16 protein-coding genes are annotated in these 25,942 nt (G+C 59.9%); 2 read left to right on the plus strand and 14 right to left on the minus strand.

Features of this window, described 5'->3' with window-relative positions:
* Window positions 1-30: 30 nt before the first annotated feature.
* The 4 genes from B2P82_RS12785 to B2P82_RS12800 all read right to left on the minus strand — a co-directional run bounded on the left by B2P82_RS12785 (window position 31) and on the right by B2P82_RS12800 (window position 3,521).
* Complete coding sequence (locus tag B2P82_RS12785) at window positions 31-1,941, minus strand: peptidoglycan DD-metalloendopeptidase family protein (protein WP_290497345.1); 1,911 nt, start codon at window positions 1,939-1,941, stop codon at window positions 31-33.
* Complete coding sequence (locus tag B2P82_RS12790) at window positions 1,938-2,321, minus strand: BlaI/MecI/CopY family transcriptional regulator (RefSeq protein WP_206991419.1); 384 nt, start codon at window positions 2,319-2,321, stop codon at window positions 1,938-1,940. Before B2P82_RS12790 ends, B2P82_RS12785 begins: the two co-directional genes overlap by 4 nt.
* A 119-nt stretch (window positions 2,322-2,440) precedes the next feature.
* A complete protein-coding gene (locus B2P82_RS12795; RefSeq protein WP_290497346.1) occupies window positions 2,441-2,719 on the minus strand; it encodes a hypothetical protein in 279 nt (92 codons plus the stop codon).
* 91 nt (window positions 2,720-2,810) lie between these two features.
* The gene (locus B2P82_RS12800; protein WP_034815017.1) at window positions 2,811-3,521 is read right to left on the minus strand and encodes a molecular chaperone DjiA; all 711 of its coding nucleotides are present in this window, start codon (window positions 3,519-3,521) and stop codon (window positions 2,811-2,813) included.
* A 192-nt stretch (window positions 3,522-3,713) separates the two neighbouring features.
* On the opposite strand from B2P82_RS12800, the gene B2P82_RS12805 reads away from it, so the two are divergent.
* Complete coding sequence (locus B2P82_RS12805) at window positions 3,714-4,259, plus strand: fasciclin domain-containing protein (protein ID WP_290497349.1); 546 nt, start codon at window positions 3,714-3,716, stop codon at window positions 4,257-4,259.
* A gap of 60 nt (window positions 4,260-4,319) precedes the next feature.
* Here the strand turns inward: B2P82_RS12805 and B2P82_RS12810 are convergent, their stop codons facing one another.
* From B2P82_RS12810 to dusA, 6 genes are all read right to left on the minus strand, one after another.
* Window positions 4,320-5,201, minus strand: a complete 882-nt coding sequence (locus tag B2P82_RS12810; RefSeq protein ID WP_290497351.1) for an ion transporter — start codon at window positions 5,199-5,201, stop codon at window positions 4,320-4,322.
* Window positions 5,202-5,307: 106 nt separating this feature from the next.
* A complete protein-coding gene (locus tag B2P82_RS12815; protein WP_290497352.1) occupies window positions 5,308-5,778 on the minus strand; it encodes a YybH family protein in 471 nt (156 codons plus the stop codon).
* A gap of 26 nt (window positions 5,779-5,804) precedes the next feature.
* Window positions 5,805-7,544 carry an MFS transporter gene (locus B2P82_RS12820; protein ID WP_290497353.1) on the minus strand — a complete coding sequence of 580 codons (1,740 nt, stop codon included), beginning with the start codon at window positions 7,542-7,544 and terminating at the stop codon, window positions 5,805-5,807.
* The gene (locus tag B2P82_RS12825; protein WP_290497354.1) at window positions 7,541-9,031 is read right to left on the minus strand and encodes an ATP-binding protein; all 1,491 of its coding nucleotides are present in this window, start codon (window positions 9,029-9,031) and stop codon (window positions 7,541-7,543) included. The genes B2P82_RS12820 and B2P82_RS12825 overlap by 4 nt, the downstream gene beginning before the upstream one ends.
* A gap of 37 nt (window positions 9,032-9,068) precedes the next feature.
* Window positions 9,069-10,637, minus strand: coding sequence for a YifB family Mg chelatase-like AAA ATPase (locus tag B2P82_RS12830; protein WP_290497355.1), 1,569 nt, complete (start codon window positions 10,635-10,637; stop codon window positions 9,069-9,071).
* Window positions 10,638-10,727: 90 nt separating this feature from the next.
* On the minus strand, window positions 10,728-11,705 hold the full coding sequence (gene dusA, locus B2P82_RS12835) for a tRNA dihydrouridine(20/20a) synthase DusA (RefSeq protein WP_290497464.1): 978 nt from the start codon (window positions 11,703-11,705) through the stop codon (window positions 10,728-10,730).
* A 136-nt stretch (window positions 11,706-11,841) separates the two neighbouring features.
* On the opposite strand from dusA, the gene B2P82_RS12840 reads away from it, so the two are divergent.
* On the plus strand, window positions 11,842-12,513 hold the full coding sequence (locus B2P82_RS12840; RefSeq protein WP_290497356.1) for a 4'-phosphopantetheinyl transferase family protein: 672 nt from the start codon (window positions 11,842-11,844) through the stop codon (window positions 12,511-12,513).
* On the opposite strand, the gene B2P82_RS12845 is transcribed toward B2P82_RS12840, so the two are convergent.
* The 4 genes from B2P82_RS12845 to B2P82_RS12860 all read right to left on the minus strand — a co-directional run bounded on the left by B2P82_RS12845 (window position 12,510) and on the right by B2P82_RS12860 (window position 25,527).
* Complete coding sequence (locus B2P82_RS12845) at window positions 12,510-18,614, minus strand: beta-ketoacyl synthase N-terminal-like domain-containing protein (RefSeq protein WP_290497358.1); 6,105 nt, start codon at window positions 18,612-18,614, stop codon at window positions 12,510-12,512. The two genes, B2P82_RS12840 and B2P82_RS12845, sit on opposite strands and share 4 nt — an antisense overlap.
* The gene (locus B2P82_RS12850) at window positions 18,611-19,951 is read right to left on the minus strand and encodes an SDR family NAD(P)-dependent oxidoreductase (protein WP_290497360.1); all 1,341 of its coding nucleotides are present in this window, start codon (window positions 19,949-19,951) and stop codon (window positions 18,611-18,613) included. The genes B2P82_RS12845 and B2P82_RS12850 overlap by 4 nt, the downstream gene beginning before the upstream one ends.
* Window positions 19,952-20,061: 110 nt before the next feature.
* Window positions 20,062-23,982 (minus strand): beta-ketoacyl synthase N-terminal-like domain-containing protein, encoded by a 3,921-nt coding sequence (locus B2P82_RS12855; protein ID WP_290497361.1) that lies wholly within the window; start codon window positions 23,980-23,982, stop codon window positions 20,062-20,064.
* 27 nt (window positions 23,983-24,009) lie between these two features.
* The gene (locus tag B2P82_RS12860; RefSeq protein WP_290497362.1) at window positions 24,010-25,527 is read right to left on the minus strand and encodes a PfaD family polyunsaturated fatty acid/polyketide biosynthesis protein; all 1,518 of its coding nucleotides are present in this window, start codon (window positions 25,525-25,527) and stop codon (window positions 24,010-24,012) included.
* Between the last annotated feature and the right edge of the window lie 415 nt (window positions 25,528-25,942).

The following is a 25,942-nucleotide window of genomic DNA, read 5'->3' on the forward strand; positions in this document are numbered from 1 at the left end:
AAAGTTCCAAGCATCGTCATCCAGTCCGCGCTAAGCGATACAGAATTCCATCGGATATGTGATGCCTTTGACGTCGACAGGCTTGCCTGCCTTATTGGTAAGCGGTTTGAACGTCGCGCCCTTCAGTGCTGCCGCCGAAGATTCGAAGACCGGATCGGTGCATTCTGCAAGTGTATTCTGTGGAACGCCATCAGCACCAAGATCGAACAGGACCATGCAGCCACCACTGAGTCGTTTCTTGGCCGCGTCGGCAGGATAGGATGGCCTTGGATAATTCACAGCCTCAGGCGTCCAGTTTGCGTTTAGCGACAGGCCAGCAAGCTTGTTCTCGGCCTTGGATGCATCCAGCCTTGCCAACCAGACGGCAGACTTTTCGCGCGTGTCGGCCCAGTTTGCGATGACCTCGCAACCGCCAACTTCACCTCGGATCTCCTCAAAAGCCACATCGCGCTTGATTGGTGCCAGCGGTGCAGCCGGGATGGAGGCAGGCTTGGGCGCGGCATCCGGCACAGGAGCCGCGGGGGGCTGTGGAACCTTCGCGCCGGAATTTGCCATGATGAACAGGGAGTCCGCCAGGATGAGCCCGGGCTCTGCCATCGGATCGACCGCCTGGCCTGCGCGCCAGACTTCAAGGTGCAGGTGTGGCCCGGTGGCTTGGCCGGACTGGCCCAGCGAGCCGATCACAGTACCTGCGGAGACGGATTCCCCCAGTGACACTTTGATATCTTTCAACTGCCCGAAGCGGAGCACAGTCTCACCCGCAGCGATTTCGACGAGATTCCCGTATCCGCGTGTCATTTCTGCGCGGGTCACGATTGCTGAAGTCGGCGCATAGATCGGCTTGCCCTCTTCCTCTGCCAAGTCGACGCCCTGATGTTGTTTCAATTCGCCTGAGACAGGGTGTTTACGCACGCCAAAGGCGCTGGTCAGCTTCGCCTTGTCCAGCACGGCATGACTGTATGTAACCGCGTCGGTCGGCAGCGCGGCGGCGCCCCGGATCAGTGATCCCTGCGCCAAGGCGAGCGGGGTCGCGAGCGCCAGCGCTGCCGCGACTGCCAAGCCAAGACGTTTCGGCCGGTGGTGGGTCTCACTCAGGAGTTGGGTCAAGCGCATTTTGAGGGTTCCTTCTTTCTTGAGCGTGAATGCTGCAACCGGCAGGATGAGCGCAGGCCGGGCAAGACGCGCCACCTGGGTCAGGGCGCGGGCATAGGCGATCCGGTCACCCGTCAGCTCGGCGGTCTCTTCATCGACGATCGCCTCGCGCCAATAATCAAGGCGCTCGCGCATGGCCCAGGCAAAAGGAGAGAACCAGAATACATCTGCGACCATACGTTCAAATGGGCGGGTCAGCAGGTCACCCCGCTTCAGGTGAACCAGTTCGTGTACGATGATTTGTGGTGTGTGTTGTTTCGAGATGAGCGCTGCCGGTATGAAGACGACCGGGCGCACGATACCGGCAAGGAAGGGCGCACCCCGGGGGATAACCCGCACATCCGGCACGCGCCGCAATCCAATCGCGTCGGCCCAGTGGCGAACCGGGCGGATGACCGGACGGGATGTCTGCTTCAGGCGCTGAAGTCTGGCCTGCCCCACAGCCCAACAAACCGCGCGCACGAACCACCCGGCAACAAGCGCCGACAGCACCAGTTTCGCAACCGGCGGTATACGGAATTCTGTGGTAGATTCTTCAACAAAGACGGCATCAGACTGGACCGTCAGCGCATCCATGACCGGCAAGTCCGGCAAGGCCTGTGCGGCAACTTGCGTCAGGCCCGGCATGAAAGCAGATGCCAGGAATGGTGCGAACATCAAAGCTGCTGCGCCGCGCCATATGGCCTGAGCCATCCTGGGTGAGGGTTTGAGCGTGCAAAGCGCGGTGGCGAGCAGCCAGAGCGCCGCGCTCCAACCAAAGGCGAGTGCGATCAGTCCGAACAAGCTCATGCCTTGCCCTCCGTATCGGCCGCCGCCGCGTTGATGATGGCGTCGAGTTCGTCAAGTTCGGCATCGGAGAGGTGTGGACTTTCCGCAAACAGGGCCGCAGGCAACGGCCCGTCCATATCCAGAACCTGGCGGGCGAGATGACGGACCAATCCGCCCAATGTGGCGGTCCGGTCTATAGCGGCGGCATACACTGCGATGCCATGCATGTCCTGACGGCTGACCCAGCCCTTCTCTTCCATCCTGGCAATGACGGTGCGGGTCGTCGACGGCTTCCACCCCTGCCCCGGACCGATGGCATCATGCACCTCACGTGCGCTTTGCCGGCCATGTGACCAGAGATGCTTCAACACGCTGAGTTCGGAAGGATTGGGCTGGGACATGCAAATCTCGCTATCAAAGTCACATGTACGCTACAGTTGTAGCGATCCAGTGTCAAGCGAGTCCTTTTGGGGGCTTCAGGCTCCCCATCCGTTTCAAAATTCCAGATAATTCGGAGTTGTTATTCGACAGTCCAGCCGCGCGGCGTGCGGCGGGCGTCAAGAATGATCGGCTCTTCAGCCGTGTCGCGCGCTTGCGGGCGGATGCCCTTCCGGCCCGCATACCGCATGAACAAGGCCGCCGACGCCAGCAAGACGCCCGCGATAGCGGTCATCACGGCTAGCAATCCGGCAAACAGCACCAGCAAGAGCCCAATACATAGCTGCGCCACAAGGCTGACCGCACTCGAAAATGCGTCTGCAATATTGAAACGGCCGGAACTGGAAGCTGCTTGGGTCATGAATCTCTCGTTTACAGTGCAAACATGGCGCCAGTGCTGCGCTCCGTCAATGGAATGGCATGCCGATACTATGTGAATTCGCGGAAATGCCTCAATCCGACCGGATCAGCAGACCGCGTTCGGTCCGAATTTGCGCATAGGCGGCTGTAATCGATGCCGCCTTGGCATGCGCGGCATCCTCGAATTCGCGTGGTGCGCCCATTTGCACCACACGGTCCGGATGGTGATCAGACATCAACTGACGATAGGCGGCACGAATATCGGAAAACTCTGCATCATGGGAGACGCCGAGAATGTGGTATGGGTCGTCGCTATCCGGGCCCAAATGGCTGGCCTTGATCCGGCGGAATGTCAGCTCATCAAAGCCGAAGGCATCGGATACGGTGCGCAAATAGTCCATCTCATCCGCTGTCACGACGCCATCCGCACCCGCGATTTGGAACAGGCCGTCCAGCACGCCTTCCAGCAAGCAAGGGCGATCTCGGTATTTCCGGCCGATCTTGCGAGCGTAGCCTTCATAGCCGCGCACAGTCTGGCGGGCGATATTGAAGACACGGCGAACACTGTCGGCATCTTCAGGCGCGGCGCGGAAGACGCGCGAAAACACCATGATTTCCTGATCCGATACGGTGCCGTCAGCTACGGCAAGCTTTGCACCGAGCCCCACGACCGCCGCAGTAAACCCGACATCATTCGGATCTGGCGCGCACGCAAAATCAGCCCCGTCGGCAAGCATGCCGTCAGAGTTGTCAGGATCGAACAGGCGCCGTCCGCCCTCAAGCACTCGGGTCCACAAAGACATCTCGGGAAATTCTATACCCTATTTTGGCAATTTTGGGAGCGCGGCATGCTGACAGTTGCGTGAAGTCCTGCTCACACTTGCAAAGATGAATTCTTTTTTAGATTCTGATCCTCCGGGACGGACGACCCGTAAAGGGTGGCATCGATGGATATGGTTCCATCGGAAAATTTCTGAATTGGGACACCCCTAATCATGAAACGTCTTCTCACGCTCACCGCTGCTTTCGCCTTCCTGGCCGCCCCGGCCCTCGCAGAGACCTGTCAGTATTCCAAGGATCGCATGGCTAGCCATGTCGAGGCCGAGCTCGTCAAAGGCGAATGGTCCAAGATGGATATCGTCGACACCGCCGCCGAAGCTGGCCAGTTCAACACGCTACTGGCTGCCGCGACTTCAGCTGGTCTGGTCGATGCCCTGAAGGGCGAAGGACCGCTTACCGTGTTTGCGCCAACCGATGCTGCCTTCGCCGCCCTTCCCGAGGGTACGGTCGAAACCCTGTTGATGCCGGAGAACAAGCACCAACTTGCCGACATTCTCAAACTGCACGTGATCGCTGACAGCAAGGTGACCTCTGACCAGCTCGCCGGAAAGACACTGACCGCAAGCACGTTGAATGGCGACGTAGCAATCGATGGCACCGACGGCGTAACGGTGAATGGCGCCACCGTCGTGAAAGCCGATGTCATGGCCTCCAACGGTGTCATCCATGTGATCGACCAGGTCCTTCTGCCTAAAGGCTAAGGTGATCTGCAAAGCGAAGCGATGCTGAAGGCCTGCCCACATATCGGGGGCGGGCCTTCTCTACTTTGACTGCGCCTCAACCGAGGCTCTCAAGGCGGCGATCTCTGATCGCATCTCCTGTATTGCCGAAAGGACGGCGGCGCGCTCCTTCTCGGCGGTCATGAGTTCACCTTCCAATTCTCCTTCGATTTCGTCGAGTCCCTCCTCGATGATCGCCTGTTGTTCGGCCGCGAGCGAATCCACAATCAGGGCGATGAACAAGTTGAGAATGGCGAAGCTGGCGATGAAGATGAAGATCAGGAAGAACATCCAGGCATAGGGATTGCCATCATCAATCACTTTCTGGACAACTTCGAACCGCCAGCCATCCATCGTCATGACCTGGAAAAGTGAATAGGCCGAACGCGGCAGATCCCCGAACAGTTCGGTGACCTCTTCATTCTCGGTATTGCCGTACATGTTGGTCGCCATTACGGCGGCAACATATGTGATCAGCGCCAGCACTGCGAAAATGGCGCCCATGCCCGGCAGGGCCTTCATCAGCGCCTCGGTAATCCGGCGCATCATTGGAACGATATGCAGCAATCGGAGAATCCGCAGGACCCGGAGCGCACGCAATACGCCGAATGCCTGAGTTCCTGGTATCAGCGAAACGCCAATGACGATGAAGTCAAACCAGTTCCAACCCCGCCGGAAGAATTGCAACCGATAGACTACCAGTTTCAGCAGGATCTCGACCGCAAAGACATATGTGATCGTCTGGTCAACTGCGTCGAGCGACACGACAAGGCGCGCGGGCAGTGTCTCGCGATAGGTCAGCACGCCAAGAATCACGGCGTTCACGATGATCAAGGCAATCACTAGATGCCGGAACCATGGCCGCTCGATCACGCGCTCCAGCGCAAAATTATGGGTTTCAAAGTCGAGTGTTGCGCGTTTCATGGTCTGTGCCGGTTCCCCTTCGGTCATGAGGCCACACGGCGTTTTGCCCGTAACTGGGCCGACTGCCAAGGCTTGGAATGGCTTATGTCGGCGTCATCGCAACCCGTTAGTCCGCTGACGTGGTTGTGTCGGAAATGATCACCCAACCGCCATCGATCTTGCGCAGGACCAGCGTGTACAATCCGGACGGATTATCGCCTTCGACTTCGAGCATCCAATGGCCATATGCGATGGCGGCATTGGGCGACAGAATTTCAATCTCATAGTCGGACGTCACCAGCGTGCCCATTTTTTCAGGCGTGTCGTAGCGCGTTTCATAGCGTTGAAGCGTTGCGTCCCACCCGCGCGCAATGTTGCCGCCAGACGCAAAGCGCAAGTCGGGAGACTTCCAATATCCGTCCATGAAGGCGGGTATATCACCGCGATTCCAGGCTGCGTCTTGCGCCTCAAGCATCGCCGTGATGGCTGCCTCCTCCTGAACTTCCCACGCGACGCTCGCCCCAGTCGGTTGGGCTGGAACAGTCCCGCAGGCCGATATGACAAGGGGCATGACGAACGCAATCAGGGCTGAACGCATGAGACTTCCTCCAGTATTAATGAGGTTTACCCGGCCGATACCGACCGCTTGAGATAGGTTTGACGGCCCCACTCTATGGCACTGAGTACGACCGCAACACCCCCAAGCCAGAAGGTAATGATGAACACGTCATAGAACCCGTTCTGTTCAATCATCTCGCCCAGCCAAGGCCGGCCCAGCGTGCCGATCAGCATTGTGAGCGAGGCCAGCAAAGCATACTGAACGGCGGCAAAACGCGGATTGACCACTGATGTAAGATAGGCCGTCATTGCGACGAGCGCGAAGCCGCCTGCAATGTTCTCCGCAAAGATCGTCACCATCAGGCGCGCCATACGCTGGCCCTGGTCAGAGGCAATTGCCACTTCCTCAGGCTGGAGTTTTGCGGCCCAATCCGCAAAGGTGATCAATGGCGCATCAAGATGGGTGAACGCCAGAAAAGCATCAACCGTCGCCGCGCCAGCCGCCAAGTCCGCATAAAGCAAATTGGTCGCAGCCGCGACGATCCCACCAACAAAAAAGACCGGCATCCGGCCGAGCACCGCGATCAGCGTCGCGCCGATGAGCGAGCCGAGAATGGTCGCCACAACACCAAAGAATTTCGAGGCGATGGCTACATCGTCGAGCGTATGTCCCAACGCATCAAGGTCTGCGCGCAAATAGAAAGGATAGGCAAACGAGCCCCACACCGCATCGGTGAACCGGTAGGTCAGTGCCAGTGCGAGCACGAGAATGGTCCACCAGCCGAGCCGGGAAATGAGTTCCATCAATGGGTCGAAGATCGCCCGAAACAGGGTGGCCAACAGCTTGTCGCCGCGGCTCTGTCCCGCCACCAGCAAGGGCGCCTCTGTCGCAACAGCCTTTTGTGTGAACACCAGCAAGGCGGCAACGACGGCTGGCAGGACCACGGTCAGCAAGACAATGACGGGCCCCTGTTCGGAAACGAACACCCGCGAGGATATGTCTGCGCCCAAGGCTAGTTTGCGCACGACAAAAGTGCCGATCATCGTGAAGCCGATGAGCCAGCTGAGTGCGACGACGATCACGGCCGGAAGAGTAACTTTTCTGCGCAGCGAGGGCAGGAAACTCATACGGCTCGTATCAGGGCGGGAAGAAGATTCCGGTTCCGGCGCGAGCAAACTGCCCAGCACGGTCAACGCAATGAACACCGACATCATCACATAGGATACGGTCCATCCGACACGCGCGGCCACCAGCAAGGCGAGAAAGCCGGAGATGAAACCGCCGGACTTGTAGCCGAACTGGTAGAGGGCGGACATGAGGTCCTTGTCCTCTTCAGAGCGCGCCACTTCGATCCGCCAGGCATCAAGGATCAGATCATGGGTCGGTCCAATGAGCGTGATCACGAAACAGATCAGCGCCACGAGGCCAATATTTTCCGGTGGATTGCTAAAGGCCAGGATGATCAGCAGCAAAGCGATCACGGATTGGCACACGATCAGCCAGGATCGGCGTCCCCCGATGCGCAGAAATGGTACGTTTCGAGCGCGGCCAAACATGGGCGCCCAGAGATATTTGAACGAGTAACCCAGAGAGACCAGCGCGAGCACACCGATCGTGTTTGTGTCGACGCCTTCCTGAGTGAGCCAGGCCGACAAGACACCAACCACCGCGCCATATGGTATGCTGGCAGCAAATGACAGGATGAGCATAGCCGCCATGCGGCGATCCTTCAGGGCCTTCAGCGCGCGGACAGCGCGCGATGGCTCGCGAATCTCAGGGGGCGTTGGCGCTGAGGTGTCGCTCATGCAGCGCCTTCGTGCCGAACCGGCGCGCTCGTCCAGTGCAGCGCAAGGCGACGGAGTGCCTCGGCATCCAGAGGCTTGGCAGCCACGCCGTTTGCCCCAGCCGCGCGGGCCTGGCGCTCGATGTTCGGATTCATTTCCGCAGAGACAGCCAGCATCGGAACGTCCGACCCGTTGTCGCGAATGCGGCGCATGGCTTCAAAGCCGTCCATGACAGGCATGCGCAAATCCATCAGGATAAGGGCGATGTTCATTTGCGTTGCAGTCTCCACAGCTTCGCTTCCGGTGGAGGCTACAGTGACGGTAAAACCGGCCGATTCCAAGGCGCGCCTTGCGATCAGTGCATTTACCGGATTGTCATCGGCAATCAGCACATGTCCTGCCCCTGTCTTCTGCTCCGGCTCGTCTATCGCCTGCTCACCTGATTGGACGACATAGACACGTTCTGCAATCGAGGATGCGCGCAGCGGTCGTACCAGCCAGCCTGCACAGCCCAGACTCCGAAACCGCTCGATCGCGCCACGGTCTTCGGGACGCAGGACCACCAGGGTTGGACGCTGGCAGGCAAATTCTCTGACGAGCTTTTCGCGTAAATCAGCGCCAATCAACAATATATCGACGTGACCGGGCACACGCCCCGCGACTGGGTCGATCAGAAAAGGCCTGGCCTTGGACCCGGAAAGCGCAGACGCGGCTGCAAGCGTGGTGGCGGCAGGAAGACCGACGAGTCCAACGGTCATGTCGAGTTGCGGAAGGTCATGCGTGGACGGCATGTCTGCACGTGCCAGGGGCAGGAATATCTTGAAGGCGGTGCCCAGGCCGGGAGCACCATCAATGTCTACCCGTCCACCCAGCAGCTCGGTCAGCCGCTTGACGATGGCAAGGCCAAGCCCGACTCCGCCATCATTGAAAGCATCCTGCGTGGCCGATTGTTTGAACGCGCTGAACAATTGCACGCGATCCGCTTCAGCTATGCCGGGGCCGGTGTCGATGACACGGAATTCGAGCCCATCCGTTCGAGCCGCGATATCCAGCAGGACCGAACCCTGGCGCGTGAACTTGAGGGCGTTGCCCACCAGATTGAACAAGATCTGTCGTATACGACCTGCATCGCCGGAATAGGTCGGCATCGGCAAAGGCTGCGCGCGAACAGCAAGGTCGAGCCCTGCCGCATGCGCACGCGGGCTGAGCAGTTCGATCACTTCACGGCCCAGACGCACCGGGCAAAAATTTTCGACTTCCAGTTCCACTGCAGACGCATCGAGCCGGGCATAATCCAGCACATTATTAAGCAAATCGAGCAGGCGCCCGCCGCTCATCTTGATCGCCTCGGCATATTCGCGCTGCGCTGGGGCCAGTTCGGTCTCAAGCAACAGGGAAACTGTGCCGAGAATACCGTTCAGGGGCGTGCGAATTTCATGACTCGCCGTTGCCAGGAAGGTGTCTTCCGGCTTGGCGGGATTTGCGGGAGGCTTTTGTGAGTCTGTCATCGGGCAGCAGACTTATCGCAAAGCCTTTAGCATTCATTTAACCGACCATGCTCCCGGCTGCAGCGCCGCGCGCCGCAGATACGGCTGTTTCGGGCATGCCCGGCGGACGATGCCGATAGGATAGTGCCTCAGCGACATGAAGCCGCCGCACGCCGTCACAACCCTCAAGATCTGCAATGGTGCGTGCCACTTTGAGCACCCGGCTGTAGCCCCGCGCGGTCAGTTGCAGCCGCGAAGCGGCATCCGCCAGCAAAGCGGCACCAGCCTCATCAGGCGCTGCCGACTTTTCCAGTTCGGAAAGAGGCGTGTCGGCGTTAACCGATCGGATCGTGTCACTTGCCATATGCCCCAGCCGCTCTGTCTGGATGTCACGCGCCCGGGCGACGCGCACGCGAACTTCTTCAGAGCCTTCCGAGGGCGGCGGCAGCGCAAGATCAACGGCGGTTACTGGTGGCGTGTCGTAGTAGAGATCGATCCGGTCCAGGAACGGACCGGACAAGCGGGCCTGATATTGCTGTGCACAGCGGGGACCCCGCCGACAGGCGGCTGCGCCGGGCCCTCCCCCACACCGGCATGGATTCATGGCAGCGATCAGCTGAAACCGCGCCGGATACCGCACATGCCGGTTGGCCCGCGCCACCACGGCTTCGCCCGCCTCAAGCGGCTGTCGCAAACTGTCGAGCACCGTTGCGGGGAATTCCGGCAATTCATCAAGAAAAAGCACGCCATGATGTGCGAGCGAGACTTCCCCGGGCTTGGCCTTGATTCCGCCCCCGACCAAAGCAGCCATTGAAGCCGAATGGTGGGGCGCGCGAAAGGGTCGTCTCCGCGAGAGGCGTCCGCGCTCCAACAAGCCCGCAATCGACTGAATTTGCGAAACTTCCAGCAATTCCCGTGCAGATAATGGCGGCAATATGCCGGCCAGTCGCTGGGCCAGCATGGACTTTCCCGACCCAGGCGGGCCGCAAAAAAGGAGATTGTGCCCCCCGGCGGCCGCAATTTCGAGTGCGCGCTTGGCACCTTCCTGACCTTTCACATCGCGCAGATCCGGTCCGGCGGGCGGGGTTGCCAGTTCGCCCGGCTGGGGAGGGCTGATAACAGCGCGGCCAGTAAAGTGATTGATCAGGGCAATCAGGCCTGTTGCGCCAATAACACTGCCGCCTGCCCAGGCTGCTTCAGCGCCGCAAATCTGTGGGCAAATGAGTTGTAAATCCATGCCTTCAGCGGCCATGGCGGCTGGCAGGACCCCGAGCGTTTCGCCCAGCGCGCCATCAAGCGAAAGTTCTCCAATGGCCGCGTAGGCCTCCAACTGGTCTGGTGGGATCACGCCCATCATGGCGAGCAGGGCAAGCGCGATGGCGAGATCATAATGGCTGCCTTCCTTGGGAAGATCAGCGGGGGCGAGGTTCACGATGACCCGTTTCGGCGGGAGTGCGAGCCCAAGGGAGGCAAAAGCGGCCCGGACACGTTCACGGCTCTCGCCAACCGCCTTGTCCGGCAAGCCGACAATATGAAACGCTGGCTGGCCGCCGGTCATCTGGACCTGCACGTCCACGGGCTGGGCGTCTACGCCCTCAAATGCAAACGTCGTAACCCTGCAAACCATCTCCAACCCCTGTCAGCATGGGGCAAATGGTTAACAGAATATTGCGAACAAAGAAAGAACAAAATTCCGAAAAGTTGAACCTGCTTTATATCAGGCGTCGAGCATGACCGCGCTAAGCGCTTCATCCAACACTTCCAGACCGGCGCCCTTACGCACGGCTTTCTCAGAGAGTGTTCGCCGCCAGAGGCGCGCGCCGGGCTGTCCGTTAAAGAGGCCCAGCATATGACGGGTCATCGCATGCAACCCGACGCCCTCTTCCAGACGCGCTGCCATATAAGGCCGGTACGCGTCGAGGGCTACCTCTGGTGAGACAGGCTCGCCGACCCCGAACAATGCGGAATCCACCGCGCCCAGCAGGGCTGGGGATTGATAAGCGGCACGCCCCAGCATGACGCCATCAAAAGTATCGAGGTGGTCGCGGCAAGCCTCGATTGTGGTGATGCCGCCATTCAGGATAATGGTCAGGTCAGGCCGCACGGCCTTCAGGCGCGCCACAAGGTCATAATCAAGCGGCGGAATATAGCGGTTTTCCTTCGGGCTCAGGCCTTTAAGCCAAGCCTTGCGCGCGTGAACGGTGAAAACCTCGCAACCTGCCGCGCTGACTTTCTCGACAAAATCGAACAGGGTTTCTTCCGCTGGCAAATCATCAATGGCGATGCGGCACTTTACCGTGACCGGGATGGACACGCGGGCTTTCATGGCGTCAACGCACGCGGCTACTTCGTCCGGCCGCGCCATCAGGCAAGCTCCGAACGCGCCTGATTGAACTCGGTCAGACGGACAGCCACAATTGATGTTGACTTCGTCATAGCCGAATTGCTCGGCGATGGCTGCAGCCTCCGCCAGTTTTGCAGGTTCATTGCCACCCAGTTGCAGGACGACGGGATGCTCGGCTTCGGAGAAGCCAATCAAGCGGCCGCTGTCTCCATGGATGACGGCATCAGCCGTCACCATTTCAGACCAGAGCAGCGCATGTTTCGACAGGCTCCGATGGAACATGCGGCAGTGCCGGTCCGTCCAGTCCATCATGGGCGCGATCGAAAACTTGTAGGAAAGGCTGGTTGGCATCGTCAATGTCAGGTCCGGAAGTGCATATACGGGCTCATTCCGACTTCTAGCGGAAACAAGCGGTGTGTGTATATTCTTGGCTGTAATTGGATCATTTCCCGCGCTGATCCGGTATATCACTTGCAGCCTGACTGATATGATCCAACTCGACATTCCCTCATCTCAGACCCGCACGCCGGAGCAGCCGAGCATCTCGGCGTATATTCTGGATCATTCGGAGGTACAGACGCAGTCATCGGTCCTCACAAATACCGAGTACGCGCGCCTTGGAAAGTTGTTCGATCCAGACATACGTCTTGATCTGGAACGCTCATTCGCAGCTGTGCGAACCGGCCTTTCAAATCATCTCGGCCAAGCGAAGGCGGATATAGTTCTCGAACATGATACGCTCGGGGCGCCTTCCCTGCGAAATATGCGGGAACTGTATCTGTCGATTTCTCGCACCGGGGGCTGGTCTGCCTTCGCCACCTCTCATGACAAAGCGGTCGGAATTGATATCGAAAAGGTTCGCGACATCGATTGGCGACAGATGCTGCCGATGATGTGTTCGGCTTCGGAGCGAAAGATATTCAGCGGTATCGCTGACGACGATCTCCTCCCATTCTACAGGCTGTGGACGATCAAGGAGGCCATCATGAAAGCCGCCGGTCAGGGATTCCGCATGGGGGCACCGACGATCAATCTATCCGCAAGCCTCATCCTTGGTGAGACTTCCCAGGGACAAGTATCGCATACGGATCGCATATTCGACATTTCGTGCTTCCTGCACGGAGACATTGTCACTTGCGTTGCGAGCGAGTGCGCCTAGCCTTCGTCCACCAGCGCAAGGCTGTAGGGACCGACTTCGTAAACACGCAGGCCATCCCGCCACAGGCTTCCTCGTGCAGTGACCAACCAGCCCTTGTCGCGTTTCTCTATGGAAACAATCTCCATCACGGTAACGACTTCCTTCTTGTCCGGCGTCACCTGTCCGCGATAGCTCCATTTGAACGGTGCGCCGGTCGCAATGGTTTCAAAGTGCGGGTCGCTCATGCCCTCATCCAGTCCCTTGAGCAGAATGGCGCGCGCCAGCAATTGTGCGAGCGCATCAAGGCCGAGCGACCCCGGCTGGACCGGATCCTGATAGAAGTGCGCCTTGAAGTACCACGCATTCGGATCAACTGCTTGGCGGCCCCGGATCAGACCAAGCCCGGCCTCTCCGCCGGTCGGGTTGAAATAGTCGACCGCGTCCAGCATGCGCATCTTGCCGCCTGCAAGGCGCTTTTCAATCATGCGCGTCTTCACTTTTTCGCCCGGCAGGTCGAACGCAGCAGAGAAATGCGGCTTGGCCGACAGGCCGGCCTGGCGCACGAGCGCGGCAGTTGGAAAGAATCCGAACTGGGTCGTCAGGTCCAGGACAGGTTCGCCTGAGGCTAGCGTGACCACAACGCTGAAGGTCACAATGGTCATCGGTCCGACACGGGAGAAGGCCGTCAACTCGCTCTCAACGACCATAGTCCCATCGTCTGGGCTGAGCTCGCGATGCAGGACTCCATCGCCTTCGAGATTTCGGAATTTCAGATTACCGGACAAGGCAAAACCGCAATGGCTGGCGAGCCACCCACACGGCTGCAGCGCGATCTCCGACAGGACGGCGAAGGGCATGGCCCCATTCCTGTTGTCCTCGAAATACCAGGCATCCGTAGGAATGTCGTATTCGGCGCGAACTTTTGCGCCAACTTCCTGCACGCCCGGCCGTGTGGACACGTCGATGACCCGCGTCATCATGTGATATGGCTCTTGCGGCAGTCTGGGTACGATGCCTTCGGAATCGAACCGATCATACATTTCGCCAAAGGCCGCCGATGGCGCACCATTGGCGCAATCTAGCAGCGCATCATGGTCACCCCGACTCTCCCCCATCGGCCCGGTTCGGATCGGTGCTTCGGCGACGCGTGGTGCTGGCCAATCACGGCGCAGGCGCAGGCCGAAGCGCGGGCAATAGAACACCTTCTTGCCGTCACTGCTTGCCAGAAGGGACGCGTAAACTTCCGGGGTTTCTCCATCAATGATCTCATCGATGAAGACCTCATAGGTCACGTCGTGGTCCGTATCCGGAATGACCTGCCCCCGGCAGACGAATTGCGCCATATGGCCCGGCATCGGTTCGAAGACATACCCGTCACGTTCGGTCAGCAGGCCCGCGGCCGCTGCATAGAACTCCAGTGTCTGTACGGCGGCCTCAGCCATCAGCGTCCCCGGCATGCAGGGGTCATTGTGGAAATGACCCTCATAGAACCAGGCATCGACCGGCACATGCGCGCGGGCTTTCAAATATCCCCTGCCCCACGGCCCGCCATGGGGGTCAAAGGCTTCGACATCATCGAAGAGAGCCAGCCTGTCGTCCGGCAGACGGATCGGACGTGACTGCGCGGCCGCCAGTTCGAACCCGTCGCCAAAGCATGCCCAGGCATTACCGACCCGGTAAGCGTCCAGATCCTTGGCACTGAAAGCTCGCTTCCGGCTCGCGCCCTCGGCGGCAAATGGCGCGGGGTCTGCGGTAGGCGGTGCATCCTTGGCGGGGTCCCACATGACGCCCTTTCCGGAGGCAAGTTCCTCATCGCTGAAGAAGCCGGCCTGACCGTTTCGCACGGAGAAGACGCGGCGGTCGCCCGCCATACAATCATACTGGAAGAAAAACATGCGGACACCGGCGAGTGTCGCGTGCCCGGTGATCTCGATCTGGAAGTGTAGCGTCTCACCGGGCTCTGGCAGGCCGCCCTCATGGAATGTGATTTCGCACCCCAGAAGGCGATAGACCCGGTCATCCTGGTTCTTGAAGTCCGCCCCCATCCAGCCGATCAAGGTCAGGTCAGCTTGCCCGCTTTCGATCAGCGGACCGGGCCGGATCCGGCCATCATGGATGAACCATTGATCCGGCTTCAAATCGGTTTCGGTCCAGATGATGCCGGTACTCTCGACTCCGGCCTCTGCATCGATTCCGGTGATCCGGTCGATGAGCAGTAAAGGGGGCGCTGGCAGGCGCACCTGACGAGCATATTGGTCCTGCGGTTTGAATGCGGCGCCGAAGAAGTCAGACATCTTCTCACGCGCGGATTTCTCGATCTCGGGATAGTTCCAGTGCGGTCCTGCGGGTGATCGCGGCAGAAGTGGCTCTGTTCCAGCAGTCACCTTGCGCGGCGCGGGCAGCGGTCGGTCTGCCGGCGGCGCGGGGAATGGCACCTGCGTGGTGCTGACTTTGGAATCGCATGGCGCAGGATAGTTCACGGCGGCCAAAATCGGCGCAACCGGCATCCGGCTTGTTGGGATTAGGGCCGGAACAATAGGCCTGGCGTAAGGGACATCGCGTGTCAGCGCCCAGGGCGCAGGCCGCACGCTCCTGTTGCGCCTCCCGTCCTCCAGCGTTCCTGCAATGAGCTTCATCTTGGGAGCGCGCCCGTCCGCGAACAGGAAGGCGGCGAGGTCGGCGACCTGTCCCAAGTCCGCTGTTTCAATGCGGTCGGTGGCGACCGCCTTGTAGTCCTTGCCTTCAAGGATATTGCCAAGTGCTGCGGTCAGCGTGTCGCGCGGGCCAAGCTCCACAAAGGTGCGCACGCCATCTTTCCATGCCTGTTCGACCGTAGGCGGAAAATCTACTGTATCGATGGCCTGCCGGGTTAGCATATCTGCCGAGGTTTCGCTGGTCGGCTCATAGGCGGCATTGACGGCATTGGCGTAGAGACGCACCCCGCCCCCATCATGCATCTTGCGTGTATGCAGCTTGCGCCACGTCTCCGCGAAGGGTTGCATGGCCTTGGCATGCACAATCAGATGCTGGTGCATCTTTGCGCCGCTGCCGGGCCCAAGAGATTCGCAGATCTTGCGACAGGCCTCAGCCGGGCCACCGATCATGCAGTCTGTTCGCGAATAGATGATCGTGATCTCGACGCCGGTATGTTTGGCGACTTCACGCTTCACGGCATCAACCGGCGCCTGGACACGCCAATTGGTCCAGTCCGCCGGGACGTTCGGGCCCCACGCCTCTTTTGCCGTTTCGAACTCGCCGCCGATATGGCGCTCATACATGGCGGCATCGGAAATCTCGTCCAGCAGAGCGCCGGGATCACGCCAGAAGCCGAAAGCGAACAGCGCGTTGCTCTCGCCAAGCGACAGGCCGAGCGCCGCATCCGGCTTGAGACCGAGAAGGTCCAGCAACAGGATTGCGTGTGCCTGGCTCATCAGCGTGCCAGCGCACAATTGTTCAAATTCCGTCAGGCTGGCCTTGGCGAGCAGTGGCGCGATCTCATCCGCCTTGTCGAGTTTGGCGAGTCGCTGGCGCAATTCCGGGAAGGCCGAGAGCAGACCACGTCCCATGCGGGGATAAACGGCCGCAGATCCAGTGAACATGAAGGCGAGTTCGCCCTCAGGCTTGCCTTCGCCATAGTGGACGCCGTCGCCGACAGGGGCTTTGCCCTGCTCCAGCATCAGCTGCGCAGAATCCAACTGTTCCGCGAGCGCTTCCTCAGTGGGCGCCACTATCGCAATACGGCATTTACCCCTGCCCCCGGTCTTGCCGGATGCCATGCGCGCGGCGAGCGTCGCTTTGTCTTTTGCCGAGGCCCAGAACAGGAAGGGTGTCGGCCGCAGCGCATCTGGTATGGGCACCGCATCTGCAGGATCGAATGTGACGGAGCCAACGGTGTTGAGCTGCGTTGCTGCAACCGAGATGTCGACCGGAAGAGACGTTTCCCGGATGTCCGGCACCGCGCCTTCCGCCGTAAGCACCTGTCCCCGTGCGCAGAGCTGCGCTTGCAGGGCCAGTTCGAATACGACCGACGCGCAAGGAGCCTTGCCGAATACGCGATTTATAACGCCTGTTTCGGACGCTCGGCCCTTAGACCAGTTGACGTCATGGAGAGACCCGAAATTCCGATCCGATGCGGCTTCAGCCTCGTCTTTTCGCTTCAGGACGATGGCCGCAGCTTGGTCGCCAGGTCGCACTGTAATGCCGATATCTGCGAGCGCAGCGGTACGAACCGGTTCGGTCGCAAAGTCTGCTGCGGCCACGATGGCCATATCCAGCTGACCCAAGCGCAGCGCTTCGACGGCGAGGTCCAGCGCGGCAAGGCCGGAAGCCGCCTCGGCAGACACCGAGAACCCCATGCCCTGGAAATCATGCGCATAGGTCACGCGATTGGCGGTCATGTTCGCCATGGCACCTAGAACGGTGGCTGCATGAAGCGGTGGCGCAATGAGGGCCTGCGCAGTGGCAAGCTCCTCGGAGTTCCGGGGTAATCCTGCCAGATTTGCCAAGCGTTCTCTTAACAGCCAACGCGCCGAATCTGACGCACAGCCCATGCCGGTAAAAATGCCCACCCGATCGGATGCGACAGGCTTTACCGATTGCAGCGCTTCTTCCACCACATCGACAATGGCGAGTTGCTGAGGTTCCGCCTCAAGCAAATCCGTTGGCGGAGTTCGCGCAGTCTTCGGATCTGCGCCCACCTTTCGGCAGGCTGTGGCAGGCTTTATCGGCTGGTTCATGATGCGGCGCGTGACGGCGTCCGCCCCGCGGTCAGAACCCGCCAGCAGGCCTGTCCCGCAGATCACGATGTCCTGCTCGGACAGCTTGGCCTCCCGCGCCTCAACCAAATCCGATTCCGGATCATACTGGTCGAGGATCAGATGCGCATTGTTGCCGCCGAAACCGAAATTGCTGATAGCTGCGCGGCGAATTCCGTTACGCGGCTCCCACGATGCGGCCTCCCCCAGAACTTTCATACCGTTCCGGCTAGCAACTTCGATCAGGTTACCTGTAATCGGTGTAGGCGGCAGGGCTTCGCGCTTGAACGCTTCGGTCAGCTTGAGCAGGCTGGCCAGGCCCGCAGCCGTGATGAGATGCCCTGTATTGGCCTTCAGGGATCCGATGGCGAGATTTTTGTTGCCCGCGAACATGTCCGCCGACGCCTGCACCTCGACACCGTCACCAGTCGGCGTGCCGGTCGCATGGCATTCCAGATAGGACACGCTCTTCGGATCCACGCCCGCCATTGTGTATGCGCACGTCATGGCTTCAGTCTGGCCCTCCCCGGACGGGGCGAGCAAACCCTTGCGCCGACCATCATTCGAGAGGCCGATGCCCCGGATAACGCCGTGAACGACATCCTTCTTCTTCACATCAGACAGACGTTTCAGGACAACCGAGACCGCTCCTTCAGATGGCACTAATCCGTCTGCGCCCTTCACGAAGGGTCGTGACTGGCCGGTCGGGCTGAGTGCCTTCAACGCCTCGAACCCGATATGGAGGATCAGATTGTCGGCCGCGTTGACGCCAACAACGACGGCGCAATCAATCGCCTGCGATTGAAGCCGTCGACAGGCGATCTCCAGCGCATAGAGCGATGAGGCGCACGCCGCATCAAGCGAGAATGCTGGACCGGACAGGCCGAGCGTCTGAGCGATCAGTTGGGGCGGAAGAGAAGCATTGAACGTCGCAAGCGGTTCCGAAAGCGCCTGCCCCGCCCAATGGCGTGCGGCATAGTCTGCATGCGCCGCGCTTGGGTAGGAAAGATTGGCCACAAAGACACCTGCGCGGCCCTTTCGGACCTTCGGACGACGTGCGTTGCTCCACGCATCCAACGCGGCATGAACGGACCAGGCGCAAACCGGGTCGATCCTGGCAGCTGCGCGCCACGCTTCCGGAATACGATCCTCATCGAAGATATCCTCGAATCCTTGCACCGTTCCGGATACATAGTTTCGGGAAGCTGCACCTGCTTCCGAAAGCCCAAGCCGCTCAGAAGGCACCGGGCCGTAGACCACGCGCTTGTCAAAGACGAGATCGCCAAGCTCCGCCGGGCTCATGGCCCCCGGCAGCACGCAGCCTTGGCCGACAATAGCAATCGGCTCAAATCGGCAATCACCCGTCATCCTGCCCACTCATCCCCGATCAATAGTTCGATTTCTTGCCTGTCTCCCTGAAGAATCTGGTCAGCAAAGATGCGCGCGCCATCCTGAAGGCCAATCAACGAAATGCCGCGTGTCGCGAAATGTCCCGCCAGTGTTGCGTCGACCATGCCGCCATCCCAAGGGCCCCAACAGAAACTCTTGACGATCGCGGCGGGCAGTTGCGTTGCGAGCTTCCGCGCGACGGCGCCAAGCCAGGCATTGGCCATCGCATAGTCGCTCTGCCCCGTATTGCCGAATATGGCGGATGCGGACGAAAACAGGCCGACATGGCGCAGCTGCGAAAGGTCGATAGCGGCGATCAGGTTTGCCAAGCCTTCGACCTTCGGCCCGAAGACATATTCCACATCTTCTCGCGTCTTCTTCAGGGCAAGCCCATCTGCCAGCACCCCTGCCCCATGCACGAGGCCAGTAATCGGCCCGCACTCAGCCGTAATCTTCTGAACGGCGGCGAGAACGCTGTCGCGATTCGACATGTCTACCTGCAAATAGACAGCCCCCGCCCCTGCCGCCGCGATGACGTCCAGCGTGTGACGAATTTCCTGTCCTGCCAGCAGCGCGCGCGCCTGACGATCAATGGAAGGCAAGGCAGGCTTTTCGCCGCGCGCCTTGGCTGCGGAGATCAGCGCACCCCGGACAAGTTTCACGTCGTTTGATGGCTGCAATCCTTCTGGCCAGGGCGTGATGCCGGACCGGCCTGCCAAAATAAAGGTCGATCCCGCTTGTCGACGCGCCAGTTCGGATACGCAGGCTGCGGTCACACCGCGCGCACCGCCCGGCACAAACCAGACGTTTGTATCTGTTGGAGCGGCCTGCACCAGCCCAGGTGCGGCGCCGATCTCCATCACCGATGTACCCGCCGCATCAAGATCTGCCTCGGGAGCATTGGAAGCGACCGCGCCAAGTACCAGTTCAGTCCGGGCGTTCAGCGACACGCCAGCAGGAAGTGACCACGTTACTATGGACCGATCAGGCCATTCCTGACGGAGTGTACGCGAGAGGCCTTTCAGACCGCAAAGCTGCGCAAAACCGCCAGCGCCCGCATGCTCCAGAATCACAATCCGGGCACCGCTCGCATATAGCCGCTTGCAAATGTTCAGAACCTGCCAGTGTCGTTCCGTTACCGGCAAATGCGAAAGGCCTTCGGTTACGATCACCGTTTGAACACCCTGAACGCTCTCGCCGAGAAGGCCCGCCTGCGCACCTCGTCCGGTGAGCGCCTGAACCAGTTCGGTTGCGATCTCCAATGCCCCAGCCGATACGGCAAACGGCCCCCATGCCGAAAGATCCTGAGCGGCCACCCAGGGCTGCGCAGACCCGGGCGAGACTACCCGAACGAAACTCTCATAGGTGGGAACCGGACCGGCCGGCGGGCCGGGACGGGAGAGCGCAGCGGGCGCCCCGCCGCCCCTTACGCAAAAAAATCTGCGATGGCCCGGATGGTGCGAAGGTCCGCCAGCACTTCGGGATCGACTTCCGGCAATTCCGGATGCTGGTCACGCAGGGCCGACAGGATTTCGACCTGCTTGATCGAGTCGACCCCAAGTTCTCCTTCGAGGTCCATGTCATCTTCGAGCATGTCTTCCGGATAGCCGGTCTTCTCCGCGATCAGGGCCCGGACCGTGTCGGCCGTAACGCCGCCATTGGACGAGGCCGTCACAGCCGCCGGAGCCGCACTCATTGCTGGTGCAGGCGCCGAGGCGACACCCGACGCGTCGATCATGCCCGCAATCGCGGCAATCGTGCGCAACTCCACGAGCTGTTCCGGATCAATCTCTGGCAGGCTTGGCATGCGTTCGCGCAGGGTCGACAGGATCTCGACCTGCTTGATCGAGTCGACGCCGAGTTCCCCTTCGAGGTCCATGTCGGGCTCGAGCATGTCTTCGGGATAGCCGGTCTTCTCGGCGATGATGCCGCGGACCAGGCTGATGGAATCTCCCCCTGATGCAGAGGGTGCTGGAGCCGGAGCCACCACTGGAGCAGGCTGAACGGAGGCTTGTGGCTGGGCCGCGGGTACAGGGACCGCCATCGGCGCGGGAGCGGCTGCAGACTCTACTTCACGATAGGCGCCATTTGGCTTCACATCACTGACCGAAGGCTGTGGTTGGACCGGCGCCGCTGGCGCTGGAGCAGGAGCTGGCAAGGCAACGGGCGCGTGAATACGTGCGGGTTCGAGGGGTGCCTGGCCCGCCATCTGGGCGGCCATATTCAGGAAAGCCGAATGCGCTGTCGACATGGCAGACATGTAGTCTGCATGGCGCAGGGAAACTTCATGCATGATCCGCTCAGAGACTGTTGCAGCGGGCGCAGCGGAGGAACGGGGCTGCACGGCGTATTCAGGGCCTTTTGAGGATGCGTCTTGGGTCATGGGACTGCCTGTCTGTTCTGGAAGGACTTTGTGCTCGGGGCGTGGGGAAGACTGCGCCTGAACGGGATTGCTGGTGGATGGGAATTGCGCGGCTGGGTTCTCCAGCACTGCTGGCCTTTCCGGATTTGATGGAGCGCGGCCTGCCGCACCATTCGCCGGAGGGTAAGGCTTGTTGTAATTGCCGCCGGAAATCTTCACGGCGTGCCTGGAGGGCGCGGGCTTTGGCGGCTGGGCCGGAAGCTCTGCAAACAGGCCGGCATAGTCGAGGTCGATGCCTGAGGCGCCGAGCGTTGCGATGGCAAGGAGGAACTGGTTCACGCCATTGCGGCGTTTGTGATCCAATGAGATCGCAAGATGGGGTTTGCCAGCCAGAATATGGCCGACCAACCCCGTGACTACACCGCCAGGGCCGACTTCCACGAACACGCGGGCTCCGGCCGCATGCATCGCCTCAACCTGTTCACGGAAACGAACCGGCTGGATTAGCTGATCGGATATGAAGTCCGGAAGATCTGCGACCTTGGCGTCATATTTCTGCGCCGTAGCATTCGCAAAGACATCAAGCTTCGGCGTGCGCAGTTTCTGTTTTGCAAGCACTTTGGCAAAAGGCGGCACGGCTTCGGCAACAATCTCCGAATGGAAGGCTGTCGCCACCGGCAGCATGCGAGCCTTCAGGCCAAGCGCTTCGCACTCCAGTCTTGCCTTTTCAACAATGTCTTGCGCACCCGACAGAACGACCTGGTCCGGCCCATTGTCATTGGCAAGTACGAGGCCTTGGCCGATCTTCTTCAATACCGGTGCTATTGTCGCGGAATCTGTCTGGACTGCCAACATGGCGCCCTTGGTGTTACCCGCCGCCCTGGCCATGAGCGCACCACGCTCCGCAGCCACCGTGAGGGCCGTGTCGAAATCCATCACGCCAGCCAGATGCAGAGCCATGATCTCACCGAAGCTGTGGCCTGCGGCCATGTCTGCCTGCAAGCCGAGCTGTGACAGAAGGCCCAGCTGCGACAAGGCCACCGCTGCGATGGCTGGCTGAGCATGCTGCATTTCCGTCAGTGTCTGGGTCTGCGCGCCGAAATCAACCTGATCGAAAGCCGCTGGCGGGAAGGACAATTTGTCGAGCCTCAGCTTGCCCGTGCGCTTGTGGCTGGCTGCCTGATCCCATACTGCCCGAGCCTCCGGGAACGCCATGGCCAGATCAGAGCCCATTCCGACATATTGGCTGCCCTGACCGGAGAACATGAAGGCGATCTTGCCATCCACAGGCGCATCGAATGAGGCAAAGCAATCGGCCTTGAACGGACGAATACCTACCTCCCCTGCCCGAATCTGGCTTGCGAGACTCTCCGACTTGGTTTTGAGATCGTCTGCGGTTTCAGCAATGATCGCGGCTCGTGCTGGAGCTTTCGATTCGAAGCCCGCATGTGTTTGTGAAGCGGCGTACGCCAGCGATGCGTCATCCACGCCGAATGCGCTGGCCTCGATTGCTGTCGCAAGGGCATCGGGCGTTTCTGCGCTGAACAGGAAAAGTTCCGCCGGAAAGACCCGGTACGGTCGTATTGCGGTTTTGCCGACATATTCTTCCAGGGTCACATGGTAATTGCTTCCACCAAACCCGAATGAGCTGACTGATGCCCGGCGCGGTCGCTTCTTTGTCGTGATCCAGGGACGGGGTTCGGTGTTCAGGTAAAAAGCACTGCTTTCCTTGATGACATCCGCAGGCTCCTCAACCTTGATCGTGGGCGGAAGGACTTTACGACTGAGCGCGTTGACGGTCTTGACGAGACTCGCAACGCCAGCAGCCGCCTTGGAATGTCCCATTTGTGATTTTACGGATCCGAGCGCGCACCATGGTTCGTCTGATTTGACTTCACCGAACACGAGATGCAGGCCGTCCAGTTCTGCCTTGTCACCAGCCTTGGTGCCTGTGCCATGCCCCTCCATCAAGTCGACAGCTTCCGGACCATATCCGGCCTGAACATAGGCACGTTTAAGCGCGCGGGCCTGTCCCTCAGGAACCGGTGCATAGATCGCCGTCCCCTTCCCGTCCGAGCCGCCACCCAATCCACGAATTACCGCATGTATCGTGTTGCCGTCGCGCTCGGCATCGTCCAACCGGCGCAGCGCCAGCATGCCAATACCTTCCCCCAGCATGGTACCATCGGCACTATTCGAAAACGGTCGGCAGTCGCCCGTCGACGACAGGGCCGGTGTTTTCGAGAAGCACATATACATCAGGATATCGTTCAGTGCGTCGACACCTCCGGTCAGGACCGTATCGCTGTCTCCGGCGCGAAGTTCGTGCAGGGCGATGCTGAGGGCTGACAGGCTGGAGGCGCAGGCGGCATCGGTGACCATGTTGCTGCCGCCCAGGTCAAAGCGGTTGGCGATCCGCCCGGCCACGACGTTTCCAAGCAAGCCAGGGAATGTTGCCTCCTGCCATTCGACATAATGGTTCTCGATCCGCTCAGCGAGTGCGACAACCTCGCTTTCTGGCATGCCCGCCTCGCGCATCGCATTGACCCAGACCGGGCGCTGCAGACGGCCTGCCATATGAGCGGTCAATTCAGTTGCGGACGCCACGCCGAGGATCACGCTGGTGCGGGATTTGTCGATCCGGCCTTCACTGTCCCGCTCGATATCCTGTAAGGTCGCATAGGCCGCGATCAATGCCAGCAATTGCGCAGTGTCGGTCCCTTCCATCGTTTTGGGCGGGATGCCGAATGTCAGGGGGTCGAAGGCAACTGGATCAATGAACCCACCGCGCCGACCGTACGTCTTGTCCTTCGCCAGCGGGTCGGAGTCATAATAGTCATCCACGAGCCAATGGCTTGATGGCACGTCGGACAACAAATCCCGCCCTTCGAAAATATCGCGCCAAAAGCCGGTCACGTCTCCCCGGCCCGGGAAGATTGCGCCCATGCCCACAATGGCAATCGGAGTGGCAGCTTTTGAGCTCATGATCTGCTGGCCTTGTCATTCATCGTATCAGAGAAACTTTCGAGGCGTGAAGGAGAACGCTGAGGGTGGCACGCCAATCCCACAGGCGCGCATCTGTCCGGCGCGTGTCAGACGCGTCGCGCCCTCCATCAGGTTCAGGGCGATCTGGCGGATTGTGCGGTTCTCGATGGGCTCCAGAAATGTGCCAGCGACCCATTCATTGAACGCACCCTGCGCCGGGCCGCACCAGATCTGGTAATCGGAAACGCGGTCAGGAGCACCATCACGCGCCCATTGAGCCCCCATGAACAAATAGCGACGCGCAACGAGCGCGAGCCGCTTGTTGCCATCGGTTTCGGCGCGGGCCGCCTCCTTTGGATTCGACTCCGTGATGAAGGTCCACGTCTGCTCCCAAGCGCTCTGGAAGGATTCCCCGAGCACGCCTTCCAGCCAGTCGCGATCTTTCTGGTCCATGGTTTCAAAAGACATACCAGACTTGTAGAGCGCGTGCAGCTTGCGTGCCCGCATCGCGAAGAGCGTACCGCGCTTCAGCACCTGCACTTCGACGCCTTGCTCAAACATGTCGGCCGCAGGAGCCATGCCGATATCAGCCGGCCCTGCCTTGGCCAGCAATTGTCGCGCAGGTTCAGACAAGCCGGATTCTACGGCGGCCTGATTGATGGAGCCAGTCAACACATATGCTGCGCCCATCTGAAATGCTGCGGCCACGCCATGTGGCGTCGCTATACCCCCGCCCAGGCCGATACGGATCGCATTTGCGTCTATGCCTGTTTCTGCAGCGACACGGTCTCGCGCCAGGGACAACGAGGAAAAGAGCGGAGCGGCAGAACGATTGTCTGTGTGACCGCCACTGTCAGCTTCGGCGGTGATATCCAGCGCTACTGGTACTCTCGAAGCAAGTTCGGCCTGCTCGGCAGAAATGCTCCCTTCAGAAACCAACGTTTTCAGTATTTTGTCGGGCGCAGGCTGCATGAACTGGGTGGCAACTTCCGCGCGAGAGACCTTGGCAAATACGTGGTTGGCGCGCTGGACCTTGCCGTCCGCGCTGCGTGTAAGACCGAGCGCTGTATAACGGACGATGTCTGGCGAAAGCCTCATATAGGCTGAAGCCGACACCCGCCGGACTCCCATTGCCAGAAACAGATCGACGACGCGCGCTTCATAGCCCGGCTGTTGCGGAGAGTGGATCAGGTTCGCGCCCCAAGCAGTTTGCCCCGGTGCGATACCAGCCTTGATCTCGCGCACGCCTTCTTCAATGGTTTCAGGATTCAGCCCCGCGCTGCCGTAGAAGCCAACGCATCCCGCGCGAACGGCTTCTATCACCATCTTCGGCGTCGCAATCCCGCGGGCCATTTCGCCGACGACATAGTTGAAGCGCGCGCCATGCGCTTGCGCAAAGGCTGCATCCCCCAACCATTCAGGATAAATTGCAGGAAGTGTGACAGAACGAGCGCCCTGCTCTTCCGCTCGCAGGGAACCGTCGCGAACGAATAGCCCGACATTCTCACGAACACGGTCCAGAACCTGATCCACCGACAGACTCATAAAGCCTTCCTGCTTGCTGACCCCGATTTCTTCGAGGACGGACGTGACTCGTACATTTGAACACAGATAAAGGAAACGCACCTCCTAAGACGTGTCAAAACCTTCTACTGTGTTCCGTGAGACAGACTCAGCTCTCTCCCTCCAGAAACTACTGTAAAGCAGCAGCCAATGAACGCAACCTGAAATAGATATTTTTTCAAATTCTATTCTTGGTTAATTTTTGTCGGGATATGGCACACCTGCCAAGCGCCATTCTATTTGGGTGCAAAGGCAAGGCCACAGACGATCCCAGCATTCACCATAGAAATGCCACGAAATCAGGTTTTTCAGGCGGAATCGGGCTGTTAAGGGAACTATTCAATCATCCTTGCGTCCCGTTTTGGGACCACCTAGTGATCGGATAGCTATCGCCCGC

Source organism: Hyphomonas sp. UBA4494 (assembly GCF_002388935.1).
GTDB lineage: Bacteria > Pseudomonadota > Alphaproteobacteria > Caulobacterales > Hyphomonadaceae > Hyphomonas.